Genomic DNA, 22333 nt, shown 5'->3' with positions numbered 1-22333 from the left:
GGGCGGGGCGGCACACTTCCTGGGTGCTTCACACCTCTGTTCGTGGCTCCGCCCCCTCCCGCCGGTCCTTCCTGCGGGCCCTCGGGGGCACCGCCGCGCTCGGCGCGCTCGCCGGGTGCGGGGTGCCCTCGGCGTACGTCCGCCCCGGCGACCGCTCCGCCCCCGACCGGTCCGCCACCGACCACCGGCTGACCTGGTCGAACTGGCCGCTGTACATCGACACCGATGACAATGACGCGGGCAGGCGGCCCACGCTGGACGCCTTCGAGAAGCGCACCGGGATCTCCGTCGACTACGTCGAGGAGATCAACGACAACGACGAGTTCTTCGGCAAGATCAGCCCCGCCCTGATGAACCACCGGCCCACCGGCCGCGACCTCATCGTCATCAGCGACTGGATGTGCGCCCGGTACGTCCGGCTGGGCTGGGTCCAGCGGATGGACCGGGCCCGCCAGCCCGACGTGGCGAAGTACCTGGACCCGCTGCTGCGCCGGCCGGCCTTCGACCCCGGCCGTATGTTCACCGTCCCCTGGCAGTCCGGCATCACCGGCATCGCGTACGACCGCCGCCGCGTCGGCCGCGAGATCCGGCACGTCAAGGACCTCTGGGCGAGCGACCTCAAGGGCCGGGTGACGCTGTTCTCCGGGCTGAACGAGGCGTTCGCGCTGCTGATGCAGGGCAACGGCGTGGACATCACCCGCTGGACGGCGAACGACTTCCACACCATGTGCGACCAGGTGGAACGAGAGGTCCGCCGGGGCCAGATCCGCCGCTTCACCGGCAACGACTACACCAAGGACCTGGTCAGCGGCGATGTCCTCGCCTGCCAGGCGTACTCAGGCGACGTCATCCAGCTCCAGGCCGACAACCCCCACATCCGCTTCGTCGTCCCCGAGGAGGGCGCCGAACTCTGGTCGGACTCCCTGATGATCCCCGACCGGGCCGCCCACAAGGCAGACGCCGAGCGCCTGATCGACTACTACTACAACCCCGACGTCGCCGCCGAACTCGCCACCTGGGTCAACTACGTCTGCCCGGTCCCGGCCGCCCAGCACATCCTCGCCGACAGCGACGACCCGGAAACGGCGTCCCTGGCGGCAAACCCCCTGATCTTCCCCACCCCCACCATGCGCCGGCGCCTGGCCATCGCCCGCGACATCGAGCCGACGGAACGAGCGGAGTTCACCCGGCGGTGGAACGGGATCGTGGGGTTGTAGGGACCGATGCCCCCTTCCCGGCGCCGCTCCCGTGGCACGATTTCAGGATGACCAGCTCACCCGGTGACACGCGGCGGTTGCGGGAGCTTCGGTTGTTGCGGCGGGTGCGGGACCGGATCGACCGGGAGTACGCGCGGCCGCTGGACGTGGAGGCGCTGGCTCGGGGGGTGAACATGTCGGCGGGGCATCTCAGTCGGCAGTTCCGGGCCGCTTACGGGGAGTCGCCGTACAGCTATCTGATGACGCGGCGGATCGAGCGGGCGATGGCGTTGCTGCGGCGCGGGGATCTCAGTGTGACCGAGGTGTGCTTCGAGGTGGGGTGTTCGTCGCTGGGGACGTTCAGCACGCGGTTCAGTGAGCTGGTCGGGATGCCGCCGAGCGTGTACCGGACCGAGGCCGCGCGGGCCACGGAAGGGCTGCCGACCTGCGTGGTCAAGGTGGTGACCAGACCGGTCAGGAATCGAGAAGCGCGGGTTCGGGGCCACGGCTAGCGTGACGGCCATGGACATCAGCATTCACGCCAGTTTCCTCCCGCAGGACGACCCGGAGGCGGCCCTCGCCTTCTACCGGGACACCCTCGGCTTCGAGCTGCGCAACGACGTGGGACACAACAACCTGCGCTGGCTCACCGTCGGCCCCAAGGGCCAGCCGGACACGAACATCGTGCTGAGCCCGCCCGCCATGGACCCCGGCATCACCGACGACGAGCGGCGCGTCATCGCCGAGATGATGGCCAAGGGCACCTACGCCAGCCTGGTCCTCGCCACCCCCGACCTGGACGGTACCTTCGACCGGCTGGTGGCCGCCGGTGCCGACATCGTCCAGGAGCCGGCCGACCAGCCGTACGGCATCCGGGACTGCGCGGTACGGGACCCCGCGGGCAACATGCTCCGCATCCAGGAACGCCGCTGAGCCGTCCCGGCGTACGACCGTAGTCCGGCACGTGAAGATGGAGACAGGATGACCAAGGCCACGGACGCGCACTCCGCCGAGCCGCACGCCGCCGACAGCCACGAGATGATCCGGGTCCACGGCGCGCGGGTGAACAACCTGAAGGACGTCAGCGTCGAGATCCCCAAGCGCCGGCTGACGGTGTTCACCGGCGTCTCCGGCTCCGGCAAGAGCTCGCTGGTGTTCGGCACCATCGCCGCCGAGTCGCAGCGGCTGATCAACGAGACGTACAGCGCGTTCGTCCAGGGCTTCATGCCGACGCTCGCCCGCCCCGAGGTGGACGTGCTCGACGGGCTGACCACCGCGATCATCGTGGACCAGCAGCGCCTCGGCGCCGACCCCCGCTCCACCGTCGGCACCGCCACCGACGCCAACGCCATGCTGCGCATCCTGTTCAGCCGGCTCGCCGCCCCGCACATCGGCCCGCCCAGCGCGTACGCCTTCAACGTCGCCTCGGTGCAGGCCAGCGGCGCGATCACGGTGGACCGGGGGGCGCGCAAGGCGGAGAAGGTGACGTTCAGCCGCACCGGCGGCATGTGCCCGCGCTGCGAGGGCCGGGGCGCGGTCACCGACATCGACCTCACCCAGCTCTACGACGACACCAAGTCGCTGCGCGAGGGCGCGCTCACCATCCCCGGCTACAGCGTCGACGGCTGGTACGGCCGTATCTACACCGGCTGCGGCTTCTTCGACCCCGACAAGCCGATCGCCAAGTTCACCAAGCGCGAGCTGCACGACCTGCTCCACAAGGAGCCCACCAAGATCAAGGTGGAGGGCATCAACCTCACCTACGAGGGCCTGATCCCGAAGATCCAGAAGTCGTTCCTGTCCAAGGACGTCGACGCACTCCAGCCGCACGTACGCGCCTTCGTGGAACGGGCCGTCACCTTCACCGTCTGCCCGGACTGCGAGGGCACCCGGCTGGGCGAGGGCGCCCGTACCTCGAAGATCGGCGGGGTGAGCATCGCGGACGCCTGCGCGATGCAGATCACCGACCTCGCCGAGTGGGTACGCGGCCTCGACGACCCCTCCGTGGCCCCGCTGCTCACCGCGCTGGGCCACAGCCTCGACTCGTTCGTGGAGATCGGCCTCGGCTATCTCTCCCTCGACCGCCCCTCGGGCACGCTGTCCGGCGGCGAGGCGCAGCGGGTGAAGATGATCCGGCACCTCGGCTCCTCGCTCACCGACGTCACGTACGTCTTCGACGAGCCCACCACCGGTCTGCACCCGCACGACATCCAGCGGATGAACGGACTGCTGCTGCGGCTGCGCGACAAGGGCAACACGGTGCTGGTCGTGGAGCACAAGCCGGAGACGATCGCCATCGCCGACCATGTGGTCGACCTCGGTCCGGGCGCCGGTACGGGCGGCGGCGCCGTCTGCTTCGAGGGCACCGTCGAGGGGCTGCGGGCCTCGGACACCGTCACCGGGCACCATCTGGACGACCGGGCCTCGCTCAAGGAGACCGTCCGCGAGGCCAGGGGGGCGCTGGAGATCCGGGGCGCGGACGCCAACAACCTGCGCGGGGTCGACGTGGACATCCCGCTCGGGGTGCTGGTCGCCGTGACCGGGGTCGCCGGGTCCGGCAAGAGCTCGCTGGTGCACGGGTCGGTGCCCGAGAGCGAGGACGTCATCTCCGTCGACCAGGGTGCGATCCGGGGCTCGCGGCGGAGCAACCCCGCTACGTATACCGGGCTGTTGGACCCGATCCGCAAGGCGTTCGCCAAGGCCAACGGGGTCAAGCCCGCGCTGTTCAGCGCCAACTCCGAGGGCGCGTGCCCCACTTGCAACGGCATCGGCGTGGTCTACACCGACCTGGCCATGATGGCGGGCGTCGCCACGACGTGCGAGGAGTGCGAGGGCCGGCGCTTCCAGTCGGCGGTGCTGGAGTACCGGCTCGGGGGCCGCGACATCAGCGAGGTGCTGGCGATGCCGGTGAGCGAGGCGGAGGAGTTCTTCGCCGAGGGCGAGGCCCGTATCCCGGCCGCGCACCGCATCCTGACCCGCCTCCGTGACGTGGGCCTCGGCTACCTCACCCTCGGCCAGCCGCTGACCACCCTCTCCGGCGGCGAACGCCAGCGGCTCAAGCTGGCAACGCACATGGCGGACAAGGGTGGTGTGTACGTCCTGGACGAGCCGACCGCCGGGCTGCACCTCGCCGATGTGGAGCAACTCCTCGGCCTGCTGGACCGGTTGGTCGACTCCGGCAAGTCCGTCATCGTCGTGGAACACCACCAGGCGGTGATGGCCCACGCGGACTGGATCATCGACCTCGGTCCCGGTGCGGGCCACGACGGCGGCCAGGTCGTCTTCGAGGGGACACCGGCCGAGCTGGTGGCGGACAGGTCGACGCTGACGGGGCAGCACTTGGCGGAGTACGTGGGGGAGTGAGGCATCGCTGACCGGGGCGCCCGGCCGTCCGTCCGGCCCGTCGCCCCGGTCAGAGCATGTCGCGCATCCGGACGATCTCGCTCGTCTGCTGGGCGATGACGTCGTCGGCCATCTCCTCGATCTGGATGTTGTTGCCCTGCGCCTTCACGTCGGTGGCCATCGTGATCGCGCCGTCGTGGTGGGCGATCATCAGCTTGAGGAAGAGCTGGTCGAACGCCCTGCCCTTGGCGGCGCGCAGCTTGGTGAGCTGTGCGGCGGTCGCCATTCCCGGCATGGTCCCGTGGTGGTGATCCTCGCTGCCTTTCCCGTTCGTGGCCAACCAGCCCTTCATGGCGCTGATTTCGGGGCCCTGGGCGGCGGAGATCCGTTCCGCGATGCGCTTCACCTGTGTCGACTGGGCTCTCTTCGGGGCGAGTTCGGTCATCTCCAGGGCCTGGGTGTGGTGGGTGATCATCATGTGCGCGTAGGAACGGTCCGCCGCGTTGGGGGAGTTGTCGTCCTTGCGCTGCTCGGCGGCGTCCTCGGCGGACATCGTCCGGTTCGCCTCGCCCGGCTTGCCCGGCGCGATGACCGAAGGTCCGCCGTGCGCGGCGGACTTGGCGCCGGGATCTCCGGAACCTCCGGAACCTTCGGAACCTGAGCAGCCGCCGACCGCGAGCACTGCCGTGGCGGCCAGGAGGGCCGTGATGAGGGACGCGCGGCGGTGAAGCACGGAAATCTCCTGCCTTCGTGACGGTCCGGGTGCTGACCGTCCTAGCACTCTTCGGCCCGCGAATGACCGAGAACCTTCGGACGCGACTCATTGCGCACTGTTGACCTGTCCATGACGCGGACGATACTGCGGGGGAGTGTGAGCCGCGCCCCCACGTCCGGCACCAGGGAGGAAACAGTGACTCTGTCCCACGATCCCCGAACTCGCCACAGACGACTTGGAGTTGCCGCAGCCGCGGCAGGACTCCTGGCCGCGTTGCTCACCGCCGTACCGGCCTCCGCCACACCCGGCCCCGGCGACAGCCCCGCCGCCGGGCAGCGTGTCTCCAAGAGCGACGCGGCCGAGGTGCGCGGTGCGATCGCGGACGGCGAGATACCGGGCCAGGACGAGATCGTCCACTCCGCCAACATCGAACACCTCACCAACGTCCCCAAGGACGCCCTCCCCGGCTTCAACACCGACCTCGCCTTCCAGGGCCGGTACGCCTACGCCGGCAACTACGACGGCTTCCGCATCTTCGACATCAGCAACCCCAAGGCGCCGAAGACGGTCTCGCAGGTGCTGTGCCCCGGCTCGCAGAACGACGTCTCCGTCAGCGGCGACCTGCTCTTCCTCTCCACCGACTCCTCGCGCAGCGACAACTCCTGCGCCAGCACCACGCAGCCCGCGACCGAGAAGTCGTCGTGGGAGGGCATGAAGATCTTCGACATCAGCGACAAGGCGAACCCGAAGTACGTCGCCGCCGTGGAGACCGCCTGCGGCTCCCACACCCACACGCTGGTGCCCGAGCGCAGAGACGTCTACGTCTACGTCTCCTCGTACTCGCCGAGCGCCACCTTCCCCGACTGCCAGCCGCCGCACGACGGCATCTCGGTCATCAAGGTGCCGCGCAAGGCGCCCGAGAAGGCGGCCGTGGTCGGCTTCCCCGTCCTCTTCCCCGGTGAGGGCCCGGACGGCGGCGGCAACCCCGGCGCGCCCACCAACCCCGGCGTCTCCAAGACCACCGGCTGCCACGACCTGACCGTCCTGCCCTCGAAGGACCTGGCGGCGGGCGCCTGCATGGGCGACGGCATCCTGTTCTCCATCAAGGACCCCGAGCACCCGAAGGTCATCGACCGGGTCCAGGACAACGTCAACTTCGCGTTCTGGCACTCCGCGACGTTCAACCAGCGCGCGGACAAGGTCGTCTTCACCGACGAGCTGGGCGGCGGCGGGGCGGCCACCTGCAACGCGGCCATCGGCCCGAACCGCGGCGCCGACGGCATCTACGACATCACCGGCCGCGGCGACCACCGCAAGCTGGTCTTCCGGAGCTACTACAAGATCCCCCGCCACCAGGCGGACACCGAGAACTGCGTCGCCCACAACGGCTCGCTGATCCCGGTCAAGGGCAAGGACCTCATGGTCCAGGCGTGGTACCAGGGCGGCGTCTCCGTCTGGGACTTCACCGACTCCCGCCACCCGAAGGAGATCGCCTACTTCGAACGCGGCCCCCTCTCCACGGACACCCTCCAGGTCGGCGGCTCGTGGTCGGCGTACTACTACAACGGCTACATCTACTCCAACGACATCGTGAAGGGCTTCGACGTCCTGAAGCTGAGCGACCGCCGTACGGACTCGGCCCGGCGGGTGCACCTGCCTGAGCTGAATGTGCAGACGCAGCCGGATTACTTCGACTGAGCGGATCTTGTGGGCATCGGCGGCTTCTCGCGCGGGGCGCGTTCGGGAGAGGGGAGCTGCCGATGCCCAGGCTCTACGCCGACACCTAGGATCGGCGACGGACCATGCCTGAGCGCACGGTTCGACCGGATAGACGATGATCAAGCGCGTGGGCTTCTACCAGGAGTTCGGGTATCACGACGTGACCTCGGCCCGCTTCCTCCGCGATGCGGTCAGGAGACGTCCACTGAGATCTACTCCGTCACGGTGGCGGAGCGGGACGTCATCACGGGCGACACCCGGATTCCCGGCGCCGGGTCCCTCGTCACCGACGGAACCTGGCTGTGGCCGGCCAGCTGGCGCACTACGTGCGGCGACGGTGGGCCGCAGGCGACCGCCCTCGCCCGCGTGTCACGTTTCCCCTCGCGGATCGTTGAATTCTCTGAATGCTGCTTTCCCTTGCTTTGCGTCGCTGGTTGCGTTACCTTTAGGGGGTCGACGCCGGCTAGCAAGGGGGTGGGCATGAGCCCGACTATTGACGTTGACGAGCAGACCTATCGTTCCATCGAGTTCGCCGCGCGCATGGGTAGTACCACTGCGGGTGAGGTCGTTGCCCGGCTTGTGAGGACCGCAAGCATGCCGTCCTCCGAGACGGCCGCCACGAGCGAAGACGGCGCGGAATCAGAGCGCAAGGTAGGTGTGTACGTCGACTATGAAGGTCATCGCACTCGTGGCAGCTATGACCCGGACACGAAGCGGATCGACATCGCGTCGGGGCCGCTTGCCGGGCAGAGCTTCAAGACACCGACCGGCGCGGCACGGGCAGTAGTGACGCACTACAAGCCAGGCGTCAATCCGAATCGGAACGGCTGGTCGTTTTGGTTGCTTGATGACGGGTCCGGCGCTTTCCTGCAGACCATCCGGCACGCGACCTGAGTTCGCAGGGGGGGAACCGATAACGGCACGTCGGTGGCATCGCCCCTGAAACGCTGTAGGGCCAGTTCAGGAGGAGACCCCTCCCGGACTGGCCCTTCTCTGCGCCCCGGCGGGATGCGAAACCTACGACCCCCGTTTTAGGGGAACGGTGCTCCTATGCCACCTTCGCCCGCAGAGCGGTCAGCGTGTCGATCCTGTTTGTCGTGATCGAGTCCGCCCCCAGCGCCAGCAGCTTGCGCATCGAGTGGCCTGTGTCCGGGGTCCATACCGACAGGAGGTAGCCCTCCTTGTGGACTCGGGTTGCCAGGTCCCGGTCGACGAGGGAGAAGCGGTAGTTGAGCCAGTGGGGGCGTAGGGCGTCCAGGAGCGCTGGGCGGGGGCGGGCGGTGCTGGTCCAGGTCAGGGCGATTTCGGCGGAGGGGTCGGCGGCGCGGAGCGTGAGCATCGACTCCGCGCCCGCGCAGTAGTAGACGCGGTCTTCCGCTCCGGCGTCGCGGACGGCGCCCAGGATGCGGTCCGCCGTACGGGGAGTCACGCCGCCGCACAGGTCCGCCATGACCCGGGTGCCCTCCGTGGCGGACAGGGCTTCCGCCAGGGTCGGGATGCCGCCCGCCGTCAGTTCCGTCACCCGGGCCGCTGTCAGGGCCGAGAGGGGGCGGTCGATCTCCCACAGGCGCTTCAGGCTGTCGTCGTGCAGCAGGACGGGTACACCGTCGCGGGTGAGGCGTACGTCGATCTCGACCGCGTCCGCTCCCCGGTCGAGCGCGGAGCGCAGCGAGGCGAGGGTGTTCTCGCGGAAGCGGTAGGGGTCGCCCCGGTGTGCGACGGCGGTCCAAGTCTGCATGGGCGCCATTCTGGCAGCCGACGACGCGTCAGCGGGCGAACCCAGCTGGCAGCCGGCGTCGGTCCGCAGGACGGCCGGCCCGGTAGCCGACGCCAGTCATGGGACGGCCAGGCTCCGGTAGCCGACGCCAGTCATGGGACGGCCAGGCTCCGGTAGCCGACGCCAGTCATGGGACGGCCAGGCTCCGGTAGCCGACGCCAGTCGTGGGACGGCCGGGCCCCGGCAGCCGGCGCCGGTCAGTGGATGAACCGGCGTGGCAGCGGGACCGCCATGCCCCGGCGGTCATCGCCGGGGCAGTGGACGAACCGGGCTGGGCATCGGTCAGTGGTCCGGGCGGGACTCCGCGGCGTCAGCCGGCGAGCCAGGACTCCGTGTACGCGTCGATCTCCGCCGCGATCCGCTCCTTGCCCGCCGCGTCCAGGAACGACGCCTCCACCGCGTTCTTCGCCAAGGCCGCGAGACCGCGCTCGTCCAGGTCGAGCAGGCGAGCCGCGATCGCGTACTCCTTGTTCAGGTCCGTGCCGAACATGGGCGGGTCGTCGGAGTTGATGGTGACCAGGACGCCCGCGTCCACGAACTGCTTCAGCGGGTGCTCGTCCAGGGTGCGGACCGCGCGGGTGGCGATGTTGGAGGTGGGGCAGACCTCCAGGGCGATGCGGTGCTCGGCGAGGTGGGCGAGCAGCTTGGGGTCCTGGGCGGAGCTGGTGCCGTGGCCGATCCGCTCCGCGCCCAGAGTGGTCAGGGCGTCCCAGACCGTCTCCGGGCCCGTCGTCTCGCCGGCGTGCGGCACCGAGTGCAGGCCCGCCGCGATCGCGCGGTCGAAGTACGGCTTGAACTGCGGACGGGGTACGCCGATCTCCGGGCCGCCGAGGCCGAAGGACACCAGGCCCTCCGGGCGGATGCGGTCGTCCGTCGCCATCCGGGCCGTCTCCTCCGCCGACTCCAGCCCGGCCTCGCCGGGGATGTCGAAGCACCAGCGCAGCACGGTCCCGAAGTCGGCCTCGGCGGACTTGCGGGCGTCCTCGATCGCGTCCATGAAGGCCCGGTCCTCTATCCCGCGCCGGGTCGAGGAGAACGGGGTGAGGGTCAGCTCGGCGTACCGCACCTGCTGCCGGGACATGTCACGCGCGATCTCGTACGTCAGCAGCCGGACGTCCTCCGGGGTGCGGACCAGGTCCACGACCGACAGGTACACCTGGATGAAGTGCGCGAAGTCGGTGAACGTGAAGTACTGCGCCAGCGCCTCCGGGTCGGTCGGGACCTTGGAGTCGGGGTGCCGGGCGGCCAGTTCCGAGACGATGCGGGGGGAGGCGGAACCGACGTGGTGGACGTGCAGTTCGGCCTTCGGCAGTCCGGCGATGAAGGTGTGCGGATCGCGGGCGGCGCTGCGCTCGGTCAAGGGGTCCTCCCCAGGGAAAGGCGCCCGTGGGCCAGGTGTGGTGGTCCGGGCGCGGGTGATCGGCTGATCGGGTGGTGCGCAGACATCCTAGAGCGGGGCGGGAGGCGCCGCGGTCGGTCAGGGGCAGCGCCGTACGGCCCATGGGGCCGCTCTAACATGGGCTGAACAAGCTACGTGGGGGGATGAGGACGTGACGGAGCAGACGCAGCCCGACGGCGGACGAGGGACGACCGGAGAGGGGCCGGCCTCCGACCCGTGGGCGCCGCCGCAGGGCCCCTCACTGCACAAGGGCACGCAGAACCAGACGCCGCCCTCGGTCCACGACCAGGCCACCATGGCCGCCATGCCCGCCGTCGGATTCGGCCCCCACGCCGGCCCCACGGTGCCCCCGCAGCAGAGCGGCCCCGCCGTCCCGCCGCCGCCCATCGGCCCGAACGGCCCCGGCGTCCCACCCTTCGCCCCCACCGGCGCCCCCACACCCCCCGCCGGCTACGGCTACCCGAGCTACCCCGGCTACCAGAACCCCCAGGGCTACACCCCGAACCCCCAGGGCTACGCCCAGAACCCCCAGGGCTACACCCAGCCCCCCGCCTACGGCTGGCCCGGCGCCCCCATGGGACCCGTCCCGCAGAACAACGCGGGCACCGCCGCCATGGTGCTCGGCATCCTCTCCATCGTCCTCTTCTGCCTCTACGGCGTCGTCTCCCTCGTCCTCGGTGTCATCGCCGTGATCCTCGGCGTCCAGGGCCGCAGGCGTGCCGACCGGGGTGAGGCCACCAACCGCTCGCAGGCCCAGGCGGGCTTCGTCCTCGGCATCATCGGCATCGTGGTGGGCCTGGCCGCCCTGGTGTTCTTCATCGGCATCCTCGTGTTCGCCGCGCACAAGGAGGACAGCAGGCAGGACGAGCCGAGCGGCTCCTCCTACAACTCCGCGCCGCAGATCCCCGCTTCACCCCGCCTCTGATCCAGCCGCCCGCAGCCGCTCCCGAGCCTCCATCAGGGCGAAGCCCAGGAGGTTCGGGCCCTTCCAGCGGGCCGGGTCGGACGCGGCCTCGTCCCGCACGCTGAGCCCGATGCCCCACACGCGGTCCACCGGGCTCGCCTCCACCAGCACCCGCTCGCCCGTGCCGAGCAGGAACTCCCGCAGGCCGGGATGGGCGGCGAACTTGTGCACGCTGCCCTCGACGACGATCCGGAACCGCTCCCGGCGCCATATCTCCTCGTCGAAGCCCCGGACCAGCCGCCCCGCCTTCTTCGCCTCGGCCGGATGCCCGGCGGCCAGGACCTGGCGCTCGGCGTCGGGGTCCGCGAAGAGCCGCGCCTTGCCCGCCATCATCCAGTGCTCGGCCGTCGCGTAGCCGACCCCGTCCACCGTGAACGGCGCCGGCCACCACTGGCTCAGGCACCCCGCGCCCACGCCGCCGTCCCGCTGCGGGCGGTGCCCCCAGAAGTGCAGGTACCTCACGGGCGCCCCCGCCCGGACCGCGCTGATCAGCGCATCCACACCGTCGATCTTCCCCATGCACGCGAGTGTGGCAGCCGCCACTGACAATCCGCCCGGCCCTTCCCTTCCGACTCGGCAGCCGGCCGACAGATTTCGTCGCGTAACCAAAAGGCAACAACGGAATCCCTTGTTGGAGTGCTGCCCCTCTGTCAGGATCGGCACTCAAATCGAGCTGGAGCCACGCCACTCGGCCCCCGAACGGGGTGTCCGGCGGAGGAGAGCGACATGCACAAGCCGGGCACCGACACCCCGGAACGATTTCCCGCGCGCGACCGCTTCACCGAGGGCGCGCAGTTCATCGCGGGCCGCCCCGCGCCGGGCACCTCGGGCCGCACCCACGCGGTGACCGACCCCGCGACCGGCGAGGAGGTGTACCGCTACGAGCTCGCCGGTGAGCAGGACGTCGACGCGGCCGTGGCCACCGCCCGCGCCGCCTTCCCCGGCTGGTCCGCCGCCACGCCCGGCGAGCGCTCCGACGCCCTCCATCGCTTCGCCGCCGTGCTCGCGGACCGGGCCGAGGAGTTCGCCCGTGCCGAGTCGCTCCAGTGCGGCAAGCCGCTGAAGCTCACCCGCGAGTTCGACGTACCGGGCACCATCGACAACACCGCCTTCTTCGCGGGCGCCGCCCGGCAGCTCCAGGGGCAGTCGGCGGGGGAGTACTCCGGTGACCACACCTCGTACGTCCGGCGCGAGCCCATCGGGGTGGTCGGGTCGATCGCGCCCTGGAACTACCCGCTCCAGATGGCCGCGTGGAAGATCCTCCCGGCCGTCGCCGCGGGCAACACGATCGTGCTCAAGCCCGCCGAGCTGACCCCGCTCACCTCCCTGCTCTTCGCGCGGGCGGCCACCGACGCGGGCATCCCGGACGGCGTGATCAACATCGTCAGCGGGACCGGGCCCGAGGCGGGGGAGCGGCTGGTCGGGCATCCGGACGTGGCGATGACGTCGTTCACCGGGTCCACCGCCGTCGGCCGCAGGGTCGCGGAGATCGCCACGGCGACCGTCAAGCGGCTGCACCTGGAGCTGGGCGGCAAGGCGCCCTTCGTGGTGTTCGACGACGCCGACCTGGAGGCCGCCGCCAACGGCGCGGTCGCGGGCGCGCTCATCAACACCGGCCAGGACTGCACGGCCGCCACCCGCGCCTATGTGCAGCGCCCGCTGTACGAGGCGTTCGTGGAGCGGACCGCCGCGCTGATGGAGACCGTGCGGCTCGGCGACCCCTTCGCGCCCGGCACCGACCTCGGCCCGCTCGTCTCGCACGCCCACCGCGACCGCGTCGCCGCCTTCGTGGACCGGGCCCGCGCCTACGCGACGGTCGTCACCGGAGGCGAGGCTCCCGGCGGCGACCTCAAGAGCGGCGCCTACTACCGGCCCACTCTCGTCACCGGCGCCGCCCAGGACAGCGAGATCGTCCAGTCGGAGATCTTCGGCCCGGTGCTGGTCGTACTCCCCTTCGACACCGACGACGAGGGCCTCCGGCTCGCCAACGACACCCCGTACGGGCTCGCCGCCTCCGCCTGGACCGGCAACGTCTACCGCGCCCAGCGGGCCACCCGCGACCTGCGGGCCGGCTGCGTGTGGATCAACGACCACATCCCGATCATCAGCGAGATGCCGCACGGCGGATACAAGGCGTCCGGCTTCGGCAAGGACATGTCGGCGTACTCGTTCGAGGAGTACACCCAGGTCAAGCACGTCATGTTCGACAACACGGCGGTGGCCCGCAAGGACTGGCACCGCACGGTCTTCGGGGACCGCCCCTAAGCCCCCCTAAGCCCCCCCCCGCCAAGCCCCCCGCTTTCCGAAAGGGCACCACGCGTATGGATCAGTACGAGCCTGACCGCCTGACCCCGGCCCAGCTGGCCGCCGTGCGGCGCGGCATGCGCAACGGCCGGGCGGCACTGACCCGCCGGTCGCTGCTGCGGGCGTCCGCCACAGGCGTGCTCGCGGTCGGCGGCCTGGGGACGCTGAGCGCCTGCGGCATCCCGGCGGCCGGACGGACGCCGGGCGGCACCTCGGCGGACGACCGCTCGGCACGGGAGAAGACGGTCAACTTCTCCAACTGGACCGAGTACATCGACGTGGACGACAGCGGCAAGCGCCACCCCACGCTCGCCGCGTTCCAGAAGAAGACCGGCATCACGGTCCGCTACACCGAGGACATCAACGACAACAACGAGTTCTTCGGCAAGATCAAGCCGCAGCTCGCCGCAGGCCAGGAGACCGGCCGCGACCTGATCGTCCTCACCGACTGGCTGGCCGCCCGGATGATCCGGCTCGGCTGGGTGCAGAAGCTGGACCCGGCGAACCTCCCGCACGCCTTCGCCAACCTCTCGCCGCAGTTCCGCGAGCCCGACTGGGACCCCGGCCGCGCCTACTCGTACCCCTGGCAGGGCATCTCCACGGTCATCGCCTACAACAAGAAGGCGCTGGACGGCGTCGAGGTGAGATCCGTCTCCGACCTGCTCGACAACCCCAAGCTCAAGGGCCGGGTCGGCTTCCTTTCCGAGATGCGGGACAGCGTCGGGATGACCCTGCTCGACATGGGCAAGGACCCCGCCGACTTCACCGACGACGACTACGACGCTGCGATATCCCGCCTCCAGAAGGCCGTAGACAAGGGCCAGATACGGCGGTTCACCGGCAACGACTACACCGCCGACCTCGCCAAGGGCGACTTCGCGGCCTGTGTCGCCTGGGCCGGTGACGTGGTCCAGCTCAAGGCGGACAGCCCCGACGTGGACTTCGTCATCCCCGACAGCGGCTACATGACCTCGACGGACAATATGCTGATCCCCAACAAGGCACGTCACAAGACGAACGCCGAGCGGCTGATCGACTTCTTCTACGAACCCGAGCAGGCCGCCGCGCTCGCCGCCTACATCAACTACGTCACTCCGGTCGACAGCGTGAAGCCCTGGCTTGCGAAGATCGACCGGGACGCGGCGGACAATCCGCTGATCGTCCCCGACAAGGCCATGCAGGCGAAGTCCCACGCCTTCCGCTCCCTGAGCCAGAAGGAAGAGACGGCCTACGAAGAGAAGTTCGCAAAGCTCACAGGGGCGTGACGAGGATGAAGACGACGACAGACGGCAGCGGCGACGTCCGCCTCACCGGGATCGGCAAGACGTACGGCAGCTTCACCGCCGTGCACCCGCTGGACCTCACCGTGCCCCAGGGCTCCTTCTTCGCGCTGCTCGGCGCCTCCGGCTGCGGCAAGACCACCACCCTGCGCATGATCGCCGGGCTGGAGGAGCCGACCTCCGGGACCGTGTACCTCGGTGACCTGGACGTCACCGGGCTGCCCCCGTACAAGCGGCCGGTCAACACGGTCTTCCAGTCCTACGCCCTCTTCCCGCACCTCGACATCTTCGAGAACGTCGCCTTCGGCCTGCGCCGGCGCGGCGTCAAGAGCGTCAAGAAGCAGGTCGAGGAGATGCTGGAGCTGGTCCAGCTCGGCGAGCAGGCCCGCAAGAAGCCGCACCAGCTCTCCGGCGGCCAGCAGCAGCGCGTCGCGGTCGCCCGCGCCCTGATCAACCACCCCAAGGTGCTCCTGCTCGACGAACCCCTCGGCGCCCTCGACCTCAAGCTGCGCCGCCAGATGCAGCTGGAGCTCAAGCGCATCCAGACCGAGGTCGGCATCACCTTCGTCCATGTCACGCACGACCAGGAGGAGGCCATGACCATGGCCGACACGGTCGCCGTGATGAACGCGGGCCGCGTCGAGCAGCTCGGCTCGCCCGCCGAGCTGTACGAGAACCCGCGCACCACCTTCGTCGCCAACTTCCTCGGCACCTCCAACCTGATCGAGGCGGAGGTCGACTCCCGTGGCGGCGGCGACATCGTGCTGCGCGCCGGGGACGGCAAGCTGCTGCTGCCCGAGGCGCGATGTTCCGCGCCCGCCCCGGCCGGCGGCAAGCTGCTCGTCGGCATCCGCCCCGAGAAGATCGCGCTCACCCACGCCGACGACGCGGGCGCGGTCCCCGAGGGCCGCAACCGCCTCACCGGCACCATCGCGGACGCCAGTTTCATCGGCGTCTCCACCCAGTACGTGATCGACAGCCCGGTCGCGGGCGCGCTGGCGGTGTACGCCCAGAACGTCGAGCGGGACACCCGGCTGGTGCCCGGCGCCGAGGTCGTCCTGCACTGGAACCCGGCGCACACCTTCGCCCTCGACGCGGCCCAGGACATCGACGCCGGCACCGAAGAAGAGGCGGCTCTCTGATGCCGACGCTCGCCGAGGCGCCCCCGCCGCTCGCCCCACCGGAGCCCGCGAAGCCACCCCGCGGGCGCGGCCGGTTCACCCCGTACTGGCTGCTGCTGCCCGGCATCCTGTGGCTGATCGTGTTCTTCGCGCTGCCGATGGTCTACCAGGCGTCGACCTCCGTGCAGACCGGGTCGCTGGAGCAGGGCTACAAGGTCACCTGGCACTTCGCCACCTACTGGCACGCGCTCGCCGAGTACTGGCCGCAGTTCGTCCGCTCGGTGCTCTACGCGGCCGCCGCGACCGTGCTCTGCCTGCTGCTGGGCTATCCGCTGGCGTATCTGATCGCGTTCCGCGCCGGGCGCTGGCGGAACCTGATCATGATCCTGGTGATCGCGCCGTTCTTCACCAGCTTCCTGATCCGCACCCTCGCCTGGAAGACGATCCTCGCGGACAACGGTCCCGTGGTGCACGCGCTGAACACCCTGCACGTGCTGGACGTGACCGGCTGGCTCGGCTGGACGGCCGGCGACCGGGTGCTGGCCACCCCGCTGGCGGTGGTGTGCGGGCTGACGTACAACTTCCTGCCGTTCATGATCCTGCCGCTGTACAGCTCGCTGGAGCGGATCGACGTACGGCTGCACGAGGCGGCCGGCGATCTGTACGCCCGGCCCTGGACCACCTTCCGCAAGGTGACCTTCCCGCTGTCGATGCCCGGCGTGGTCTCCGGCACCCTGCTCACCTTCATCCCGGCGGCCGGTGACTACGTCAACGCCGAACTGCTCGGCTCCACCGACACCCGCATGATCGGCAACGTCATCCAGACCCAGTTCCTGCGCGTCCTGGACTATCCGACGGCCGCCGCGCTCTCCTTCATCCTCATGGCCGCGATCCTGGCCATGGTCACCATCTACATCCGCCGGGCCGGGACGGAGGACCTCGTCTGACATGGCCGTCTTCACCTGGCTCAAGCGCCGTCTCGTCGTCGTCGCGGGACTGCTGACGCTCGCCTATCTGCTGCTGCCGAACATCGTCGTGACGGTGTTCTCCTTCAACAAGCCCAAGGGCCGCTTCAACTACGAGTGGCAGCACTTCTCCACCGACGCCTGGCAGGACCCCTGCGGGGTCGCCGACATGTGCGGCTCGCTCGGCCTCAGCCTCCAGATCGCCCTGTGGGCCACCGTCGGAGCCACCGCGCTCGGCACGATGATCGCGTTCGCGCTGGTCCGCTACCGGTTCCGGGCGCGCGGCGCGGTCAACTCGCTGATCTTCCTGCCGATGGCGATGCCCGAGGTCGTCATGGCCGCCTCGCTGCTCACCCTGTTCCTCAACATGGGCGCCCAGCTCGGCTTCTGGACGATCCTGATCGCCCACATCATGTTCTGCCTCAGCTTCGTCGTCACCGCGGTCAAGGCGCGCGTGATGTCGATGGACCCGCGCCTGGAGGAGGCCGCCCGCGATCTGTACGCGGGGCCGGTGCAGACCTTCTGCCGGGTCACCCTGCCGATTGCGGCACCCGGAATCGCCGCGGGCGCGCTGCTGTCCTTCGCGCTCTCCTTCGACGATTTCATCATCACCAATTTCAACGCGGGCTCGACCGTCACCTTCCCCATGTTCGTCTGGGGCTCGGCACAGCGCGGAACGCCCGTTCAGATCAACGTCATCGGGACGGCCATGTTCCTGGTCGCCGTACTGTTCGTGCTGGTCTCGATGCTCGTCACCCACCGACGCGGTAAGCAGAAGGCGTAAGCCCCGTAGGGAGTTGAAATCATGGCCCCTGGTGCCATGAGCCGTGGAAAAGACAGCCGTGGAAAAGACAACTGGATCGCTTCCCTCTCCGAAGCCCAGCCGGTCCCCTACTGGCTGGAGGACCCCGGCAGGCCCCACCCCGAGCCCGCCCTCACCGGCACCGACACCTGCGACCTCCTCGTGGTCGGCGGCGGCTACAGCGGACTGTGGAGCGCGCTGAACGCGAAGGAGCGCGACCCCGGCCGGGACGTGGTGCTGCTGGAAGGGCGCGAGGTGGGCTGGGCCGCCTCGGGCCGCAACGGCGGGTTCTGCGCCGCCTCCCTCACCCACGGCCTCGCCAACGGACTGGCCCGCTGGCCGGGCGAGATCGGCCGGCTCCAGGAACTCGGCACCCGCAACCTCGACGAGATCGAGGCCGCGCTCGCCCGGCACGGCATCGACTGCGACTTCGAGCGCACCGGCGAGATCGACTTGGCCACCGAGACCTACCAGGCGTGGGAACTGCGCGACTGGCACCGGGAACTGGAGGACAGGGGCCTCGCGGAGGGCATGGAGTTCCTGGGCCGCGACGCCCTGCGCGCCCAGGTCGACTCGCCCACCTTCGAGGCCGGACTGTGGGACCGCCGGGGCGTGGCCCTGCTGCACCCGGCCAAGCTCGCCTGGGGCCTGAAGCGGGCCTGCCTCGCCGTCGGGGTGCGGGTGTACGAGCGCACACCGGCCCTGACCCTGAAGCAGTACGGCGCCGGCATGGAGGTCGGCACCCCGTACGGCACGGTCCGCGCCCGCAAGGTCGCGCTCGGCACCAACATCTTCCCGAGCCTGCTGCGCCGGGTCCGCTCCTACACGGTGCCGGTCTACGACTACGCGCTGACGAGCGAGCCGCTGAGCGCGGAGCAGCTCTCCTCGCTCGGCTGGAAGAACCGCCAGGGCCTCGGCGACGCGGCCAACCAGTTCCACTACTTCCGGCTGACCCCGGACAACCGGGTGCTGTGGGGCGGCTACGACGCGATCTACCCCTACGGCGGCCGGGTCCGCGCGGAGTACGACGACCGGCCGGAGACCTACGCCAAGCTGGCCGGGCACTTCTTCACCTGCTTCCCGCAGCTGGAGGGCGTCCGCTTCACCCACGCCTGGGGCGGCGCCATCGACACCTGCTCCCGCTTCTCGGCGTTCTTCGGCACCGCCCATCAGGGCCGGGTCGCCTACGCGGCGGGCTACACCGGGCTCGGTGTGGGTGCCACCCGCTTCGGCGCCGATGTGATGCTGGACCTGCTGGACGGCGCGGACACCGAGCGCACCCGGCTGGAGATGGTCCGCAAGAAGCCGCTGCCGTTCCCGCCCGAGCCGTTCGCCTGGACCGGGATCGCGCTGACCCGGTGGTCGCTGGCGCGGGCCGACGCGCAGGGCGGGCGGCGCAATCTGTGGCTGCGGACCATGGACCGGCTGGGCCTCGGCTTCGACAGTTAGCCGCCGATCTCACCCGATGTGATCCAGCTCACTCGAAAGAGCCCGGCGAACCCGCGTAATGCGCGCGGGCCGACCTCCCTCTCATTCGCAGACGCGCCCGCGTCCACGAGAGAGGGAGGTCTTTTCATGACAGGGGCGAAGACTGCGGTCGAGTGGCTGGCGTCCGTGGCACCGGACCCGGAAGCCTGCCGGTGGGAGTGGGAGCGCAGCCCGCTGGGGGTCGCCCTGCTGCCCGCCGGAAAGGCGTGGGACGTGCTCGTCCTGCCGGGGGAGCTGGGCTATCCGACGCTGGACGTGCTCACCCGCGTCCTCGATCAACCCGGCCCGGTGCTGGTCGACTTCGGGGACAACCGGGTGGGCTTCTTCGTGCCGCCCGGCACCGCCGCCCGCTGGCTGGGCACCGGTATCCGCACGGCCGGCTCCGGCACCTGGATCGTGGTGCCGTATCCCGGCCGGGCGACCCAGGGGGTGCGCTGGCTGGTGCCGCCGGACGGGTCGGGCACGCTCACCGACCCGGCGCTGCTGGAGCTGGCGATGCACGAGGTGGCGGCCGCACTGGCCAGGGACGAGGACGGGCGCCGCTTCTGACTCCTCGGCGGCGACTCCTGGATGGCGACTCCTTGACAACGCAATTGGTCTGGACCAAGTTGGGTGCACCCTCGACCTCCAACTCCCCCATGCCTGGAGGCATTTGTGGACCGTCCCCGACCTCTGGTCGCATTCCTCACGGTCATGGCCCTCGCCGTGCCCGGCAGTGCCGCGCTCTCGTCGGCCGCCCGTGCGGCCGACGCGGACGCCGCGGTCAACGGCGGCTTCGAATCCGGCCTGTCCCCCTGGACCTGCACCGCCGGCACCACCGTCACCTCCCCGGTGCACGGCGGCGCCTCGGCGCTCAAGGCGACCCCGGAGGGCAGTGACAACGCCCAGTGCTCCCAGACGGTGAACGTAAGACCCAACTCCCAGTACACGCTGACCGGTTGGGTGCGCGGCTCCTACGTCTACCTCGGCGCGAGCGGCACCGGCACCACCGACGTCTCCACCTGGACCCAGTCCGCGCCCGACTGGCAGAAGCTCGCCACCACCTTCACCACCGGCGCCAACACCACCAAGGTCACCCTCTACACCCACGGCTGGTACGGCACCGGCGCCTACTACGCCGACGACATCTCCCTCACCGGCCCCGGCGGCACCACCACCCAGCCGCCCACCGTGCCGACCGGGCTGAAGACCGGCACCGTCACCGCCACCTCCGTGGCCCTGTCCTGGACCCCGGTGAGCGGTGCGACCGGCTACTCGGTCTACCGGGACGGCGTCAAAGTACAGAGTGGCAGCGGCACTTCGGCCACCGTGAGCGGCCTGAACCCCTCGACCGCGTACGCCTTCCAGGTCACCGCGAACAATGACGCGGGGGAGTCCGCCCGCTCCGCCACGGTGACCGCGACCACCCCGGCCCGCGGCGACGGCGGGGGCGGCGCGGAACTGCCCGCCCACGCCCTGGTCGGCTACCTCCACGCCGGCTTCGCCAACGGCTCCGGCTACACCCGCGTGGCCGACGTGCCCGACAGCTGGGACGTCATCGACCTGGCCTTCGGCGAGCCCACCTCGGTCACCTCCGGAGACATCCGCTTCAACCGCTGCCCGGTCTCCGAGTGCCCCAACGTGGAGAGCGACGCCGACTTCAAGGCGGCCATCAAGGCCAAGCAAGCCGCAGGGAAGAAGGTGCTGATCTCCATCGGCGGGCAGAACGGCCAGGTCCAGCTGACCACCACGGCCGCCCGCGACGCCTTCGTCTCCTCCGTCTCGAAGATCATCGACCAGTACGGGCTGGACGGTCTCGACATCGACTTCGAGGGCCACTCGCTCTCACTGAACACCGGTGACACCGACTTCAGGAACCCGACCACCCCGGTGATCGTCAACCTGATCTCCGCGCTGAAGACCCTCAAGGCCAAGTACGGCGCCAAGTTCGTGCTCACCATGGCCCCGGAGACCTTCTTCGTGCAGAACGGCTACCAGTTCTACGGCAGCGGCAAGTGGGGCGGGCAGGACCCGCGCTGCGGCGCCTACCTCCCGGTCATCCACGCCCTGCGCGACGACCTCACCCTGCTGCACGTCCAGGACTACAACTCCGGCCCGATCATGGGCCTGGACAACCAGTACCACTCCATGGGCGGCGCCGACTTCCACATCGCCATGACCGACATGCTGCTCACCGGCTTCCCGGTCGCGGGCGACGCGAACAACGTCTTCCCGCCGCTGCGCCCGGACCAGGTCGCCATCGGCATGCCCGCCTCGGTCAACGCGGGCAACGGTTATGTCGCCCCGGCCGAGGTCACCAAGTCCCTGGACTGCCTCACGAAGCGGACGAACTGCGGCTCGTACCCGACCCACGGGACCTGGCCCGCGCTGCGGGGTCTGATGACCTGGTCGGTGAACTGGGACCGGTTCGCGGGCTGGGAGTTCCAGCGGACCTTCGACGCCTACTTCGGCTGAGCACCAGCGTGAGACAGGCCAGCAGCACCGTGCCCAGGCACCAGGACGCCAGCACGTCCAGCGGCCAGTGCCACCCTCGTCGCACCAGCCCGTACGACACCGCGAGCACCAGCGCGGCGGGGATGCCGACCACCGTGAGGCGAGCGGCGAGGGTGCGGCACCAGGGCAGGAGGAGCAGCGCCGAGGCGCCGTACGCCACAGCCGCCGTCGCGGTGTGGCCGGAGGGGAAGTAGCCGGTGGCCGGGGGCACCACGGGGGTCCCCGGCCGCGCGGTCCACAGCTTCAGCGGGACGACGATCGCCGGGAGCACCGCCATCAGCAGCGCGGCCGCCGAGGGCGGCAGCCACCAGCGGTGCGCCCCGGCGGACCGGCCACGCCAGGCGGCGTAGCCGAGGGCGAGCACCAGCACCGGTACGGCCACCTCGATGTTGCCGAGGTCGGAGAGGAGTTCGGAGAAGCGGTCCGGGTGGACCAGGCCACGGCTGAGCCGGGCGTCCAGCGCGAGCAGCGGCCCGTGTGCCAGCACCTGCCAGGTGAGCAGCGCGAACAGCAGCGCCGGGAGGCCCGTCAGGAGGGCGGCGGCCAGGGCGAGGCGGCGGGCGGGAGTGGGCACCGGGCCAGCTTCGCACGAGCGCGAGGGGGAGAAGGAGGTCGGCCGCCCCGGAACAGGGGGGGTGGTTCCGGGGCGGCCGACCGGACCGGGATGTCGCGCGCCCCGGGGGGTTTGGGGCGGCGACCGTCCGATCGGTGTGGAGATCCCGGAGCCCTCAGGCCCCGGTTGTGTGCGCGAGGGCACGACCAGGTCGA

At 70.3% G+C, this 22333-nt stretch carries 18 protein-coding genes and 2 pseudogenes; 15 read left to right on the top strand and 5 right to left on the bottom strand.

The annotated features are described in order from the left end of the window. The first annotated feature begins 23 nt into the window (after positions 1-23). From ACIGA3_RS24600 to ACIGA3_RS24585, 4 genes are read left to right on the top strand one after another with little or no spacing between them, the layout of a single operon-like run. Entirely contained in the window at positions 24-1217 is a 1194-nt protein-coding gene (locus tag ACIGA3_RS24600; RefSeq protein WP_399719490.1) for an extracellular solute-binding protein, read from the top strand. 47 nt (positions 1218-1264) lie between these two features. Then, positions 1265-1708, top strand: a complete 444-nt coding sequence (locus ACIGA3_RS24595; RefSeq protein WP_399719487.1) for a helix-turn-helix transcriptional regulator — start codon at positions 1265-1267, stop codon at positions 1706-1708. Between the two features lie 10 nt (positions 1709-1718). Continuing rightward, positions 1719-2129, top strand: a complete 411-nt coding sequence (locus tag ACIGA3_RS24590; RefSeq protein WP_399719484.1) for a VOC family protein — start codon at positions 1719-1721, stop codon at positions 2127-2129. 48 nt (positions 2130-2177) lie between these two features. After that, positions 2178-4559, top strand: a complete 2382-nt coding sequence (locus tag ACIGA3_RS24585) for an ATP-binding cassette domain-containing protein (protein ID WP_399719482.1) — start codon at positions 2178-2180, stop codon at positions 4557-4559. Between the two features lie 49 nt (positions 4560-4608). On the opposite strand, the gene ACIGA3_RS24580 is transcribed toward ACIGA3_RS24585, so the two are convergent. Next, positions 4609-5271 (bottom strand): DUF305 domain-containing protein, encoded by a 663-nt coding sequence (locus ACIGA3_RS24580; protein ID WP_399719480.1) that lies wholly within the window; start codon positions 5269-5271, stop codon positions 4609-4611. A 177-nt stretch (positions 5272-5448) separates the two neighbouring features. On the opposite strand from ACIGA3_RS24580, the gene ACIGA3_RS24575 reads away from it, so the two are divergent. Beyond that, positions 5449-6951: an LVIVD repeat-containing protein gene (locus ACIGA3_RS24575; RefSeq protein WP_399719477.1), complete on the top strand. Its 1503-nt coding sequence runs from the start codon at positions 5449-5451 to the stop codon at positions 6949-6951. Positions 6952-7452: 501 nt separating this feature from the next. After that, complete coding sequence (locus ACIGA3_RS24570; protein ID WP_399719474.1) at positions 7453-7866, top strand: hypothetical protein; 414 nt, start codon at positions 7453-7455, stop codon at positions 7864-7866. A gap of 154 nt (positions 7867-8020) precedes the next feature. Here the strand turns inward: ACIGA3_RS24570 and ACIGA3_RS24565 are convergent, their stop codons facing one another. Further along, a complete protein-coding gene (locus tag ACIGA3_RS24565) occupies positions 8021-8710 on the bottom strand; it encodes a glycerophosphodiester phosphodiesterase (RefSeq protein ID WP_399719471.1) in 690 nt (229 codons plus the stop codon). Positions 8711-9059: 349 nt separating this feature from the next. After that, a pseudogene (locus tag ACIGA3_RS24560) lies at positions 9060-10251 on the bottom strand (adenosine deaminase). A 48-nt stretch (positions 10252-10299) separates the two neighbouring features. On the opposite strand from ACIGA3_RS24560, the gene ACIGA3_RS24555 reads away from it, so the two are divergent. Beyond that, positions 10300-11073, top strand: coding sequence for a DUF4190 domain-containing protein (locus tag ACIGA3_RS24555; RefSeq protein WP_399719469.1), 774 nt, complete (start codon positions 10300-10302; stop codon positions 11071-11073). Here ACIGA3_RS24555 and ACIGA3_RS24550 read toward each other — a convergent pair. Then, positions 11059-11631 carry an NADAR family protein gene (locus tag ACIGA3_RS24550; RefSeq protein ID WP_399719466.1) on the bottom strand — a complete coding sequence of 191 codons (573 nt, stop codon included), beginning with the start codon at positions 11629-11631 and terminating at the stop codon, positions 11059-11061. The genes ACIGA3_RS24555 and ACIGA3_RS24550 overlap by 15 nt on opposite strands. Before the next feature lie 207 nt (positions 11632-11838). Between ACIGA3_RS24550 and ACIGA3_RS24545 the strand changes: the two genes are divergently transcribed. From ACIGA3_RS24545 to ACIGA3_RS24510, 8 genes are all read left to right on the top strand, one after another. Further along, complete coding sequence (locus ACIGA3_RS24545) at positions 11839-13377, top strand: gamma-aminobutyraldehyde dehydrogenase (protein ID WP_399719464.1); 1539 nt, start codon at positions 11839-11841, stop codon at positions 13375-13377. A 56-nt stretch (positions 13378-13433) separates the two neighbouring features. Further along, positions 13434-14681 carry a spermidine/putrescine ABC transporter substrate-binding protein gene (locus tag ACIGA3_RS24540; RefSeq protein WP_399719461.1) on the top strand — a complete coding sequence of 416 codons (1248 nt, stop codon included), beginning with the start codon at positions 13434-13436 and terminating at the stop codon, positions 14679-14681. Continuing rightward, positions 14678-15838 carry an ABC transporter ATP-binding protein gene (locus ACIGA3_RS24535; RefSeq protein ID WP_399719458.1) on the top strand — a complete coding sequence of 387 codons (1161 nt, stop codon included), beginning with the start codon at positions 14678-14680 and terminating at the stop codon, positions 15836-15838. Before ACIGA3_RS24540 ends, ACIGA3_RS24535 begins: the two co-directional genes overlap by 4 nt. Next, on the top strand, positions 15838-16764 hold the full coding sequence (locus ACIGA3_RS24530) for an ABC transporter permease (RefSeq protein ID WP_399719455.1): 927 nt from the start codon (positions 15838-15840) through the stop codon (positions 16762-16764). Before ACIGA3_RS24535 ends, ACIGA3_RS24530 begins: the two co-directional genes overlap by 1 nt. A gap of 1 nt (position 16765) precedes the next feature. Continuing rightward, positions 16766-17566 (top strand): ABC transporter permease, encoded by an 801-nt coding sequence (locus ACIGA3_RS24525; RefSeq protein WP_399719453.1) that lies wholly within the window; start codon positions 16766-16768, stop codon positions 17564-17566. 21 nt (positions 17567-17587) lie between these two features. Then, a complete protein-coding gene (locus tag ACIGA3_RS24520) occupies positions 17588-19033 on the top strand; it encodes an NAD(P)/FAD-dependent oxidoreductase (protein WP_399719450.1) in 1446 nt (481 codons plus the stop codon). Positions 19034-19159: 126 nt separating this feature from the next. Next, positions 19160-19621, top strand: coding sequence for a hypothetical protein (locus ACIGA3_RS24515; protein ID WP_399719447.1), 462 nt, complete (start codon positions 19160-19162; stop codon positions 19619-19621). Between the two features lie 144 nt (positions 19622-19765). Beyond that, complete coding sequence (locus ACIGA3_RS24510) at positions 19766-21526, top strand: chitinase (RefSeq protein ID WP_399719903.1); 1761 nt, start codon at positions 19766-19768, stop codon at positions 21524-21526. Here the strand turns inward: ACIGA3_RS24510 and ACIGA3_RS24505 are convergent. Then, positions 21468-22139, bottom strand: a pseudogene (locus tag ACIGA3_RS24505) (phosphatase PAP2 family protein); the annotation flags it as partial. The gene ACIGA3_RS24510 and the pseudogene ACIGA3_RS24505 overlap by 59 nt on opposite strands. Positions 22140-22333: the final 194 nt, after the last annotated feature.

This window comes from Streptomyces sp. NPDC085596 (assembly GCF_044541565.1).
Taxonomy (GTDB): Bacteria; Actinomycetota; Actinomycetes; order Streptomycetales; family Streptomycetaceae; genus Streptomyces.
This window is presented reverse-complemented; position numbering and strand designations above follow the sequence as displayed.

Coding starts and splice junctions, on each gene's coding strand:
- ACIGA3_RS24595 (WP_399719487.1), top strand. CDS start 1,265: ATGACCAGCTCACCCGGTGACACGCGGCGGTTGCGGGAGCTTCGGTTG.
- ACIGA3_RS24590 (WP_399719484.1), top strand. CDS start 1,719: ATGGACATCAGCATTCACGCCAGTTTCCTCCCGCAGGACGACCCGGAG.
- ACIGA3_RS24585 (WP_399719482.1), top strand. CDS start 2,178: ATGACCAAGGCCACGGACGCGCACTCCGCCGAGCCGCACGCCGCCGAC.
- ACIGA3_RS24570 (WP_399719474.1), top strand. CDS start 7,453: ATGAGCCCGACTATTGACGTTGACGAGCAGACCTATCGTTCCATCGAG.
- ACIGA3_RS24565 (WP_399719471.1), bottom strand. CDS start 8,710: ATGCAGACTTGGACCGCCGTCGCACACCGGGGCGACCCCTACCGCTTC.
- ACIGA3_RS24550 (WP_399719466.1), bottom strand. CDS start 11,631: ATGGGGAAGATCGACGGTGTGGATGCGCTGATCAGCGCGGTCCGGGCG.
- ACIGA3_RS24545 (WP_399719464.1), top strand. CDS start 11,839: ATGCACAAGCCGGGCACCGACACCCCGGAACGATTTCCCGCGCGCGAC.
- ACIGA3_RS24540 (WP_399719461.1), top strand. CDS start 13,434: ATGGATCAGTACGAGCCTGACCGCCTGACCCCGGCCCAGCTGGCCGCC.
- ACIGA3_RS24530 (WP_399719455.1), top strand. CDS start 15,838: ATGCCGACGCTCGCCGAGGCGCCCCCGCCGCTCGCCCCACCGGAGCCC.
- ACIGA3_RS24525 (WP_399719453.1), top strand. CDS start 16,766: ATGGCCGTCTTCACCTGGCTCAAGCGCCGTCTCGTCGTCGTCGCGGGA.
- ACIGA3_RS24520 (WP_399719450.1), top strand. CDS start 17,588: ATGGCCCCTGGTGCCATGAGCCGTGGAAAAGACAGCCGTGGAAAAGAC.
- ACIGA3_RS24515 (WP_399719447.1), top strand. CDS start 19,160: ATGACAGGGGCGAAGACTGCGGTCGAGTGGCTGGCGTCCGTGGCACCG.
- ACIGA3_RS24510 (WP_399719903.1), top strand. CDS start 19,766: ATGGCCCTCGCCGTGCCCGGCAGTGCCGCGCTCTCGTCGGCCGCCCGT.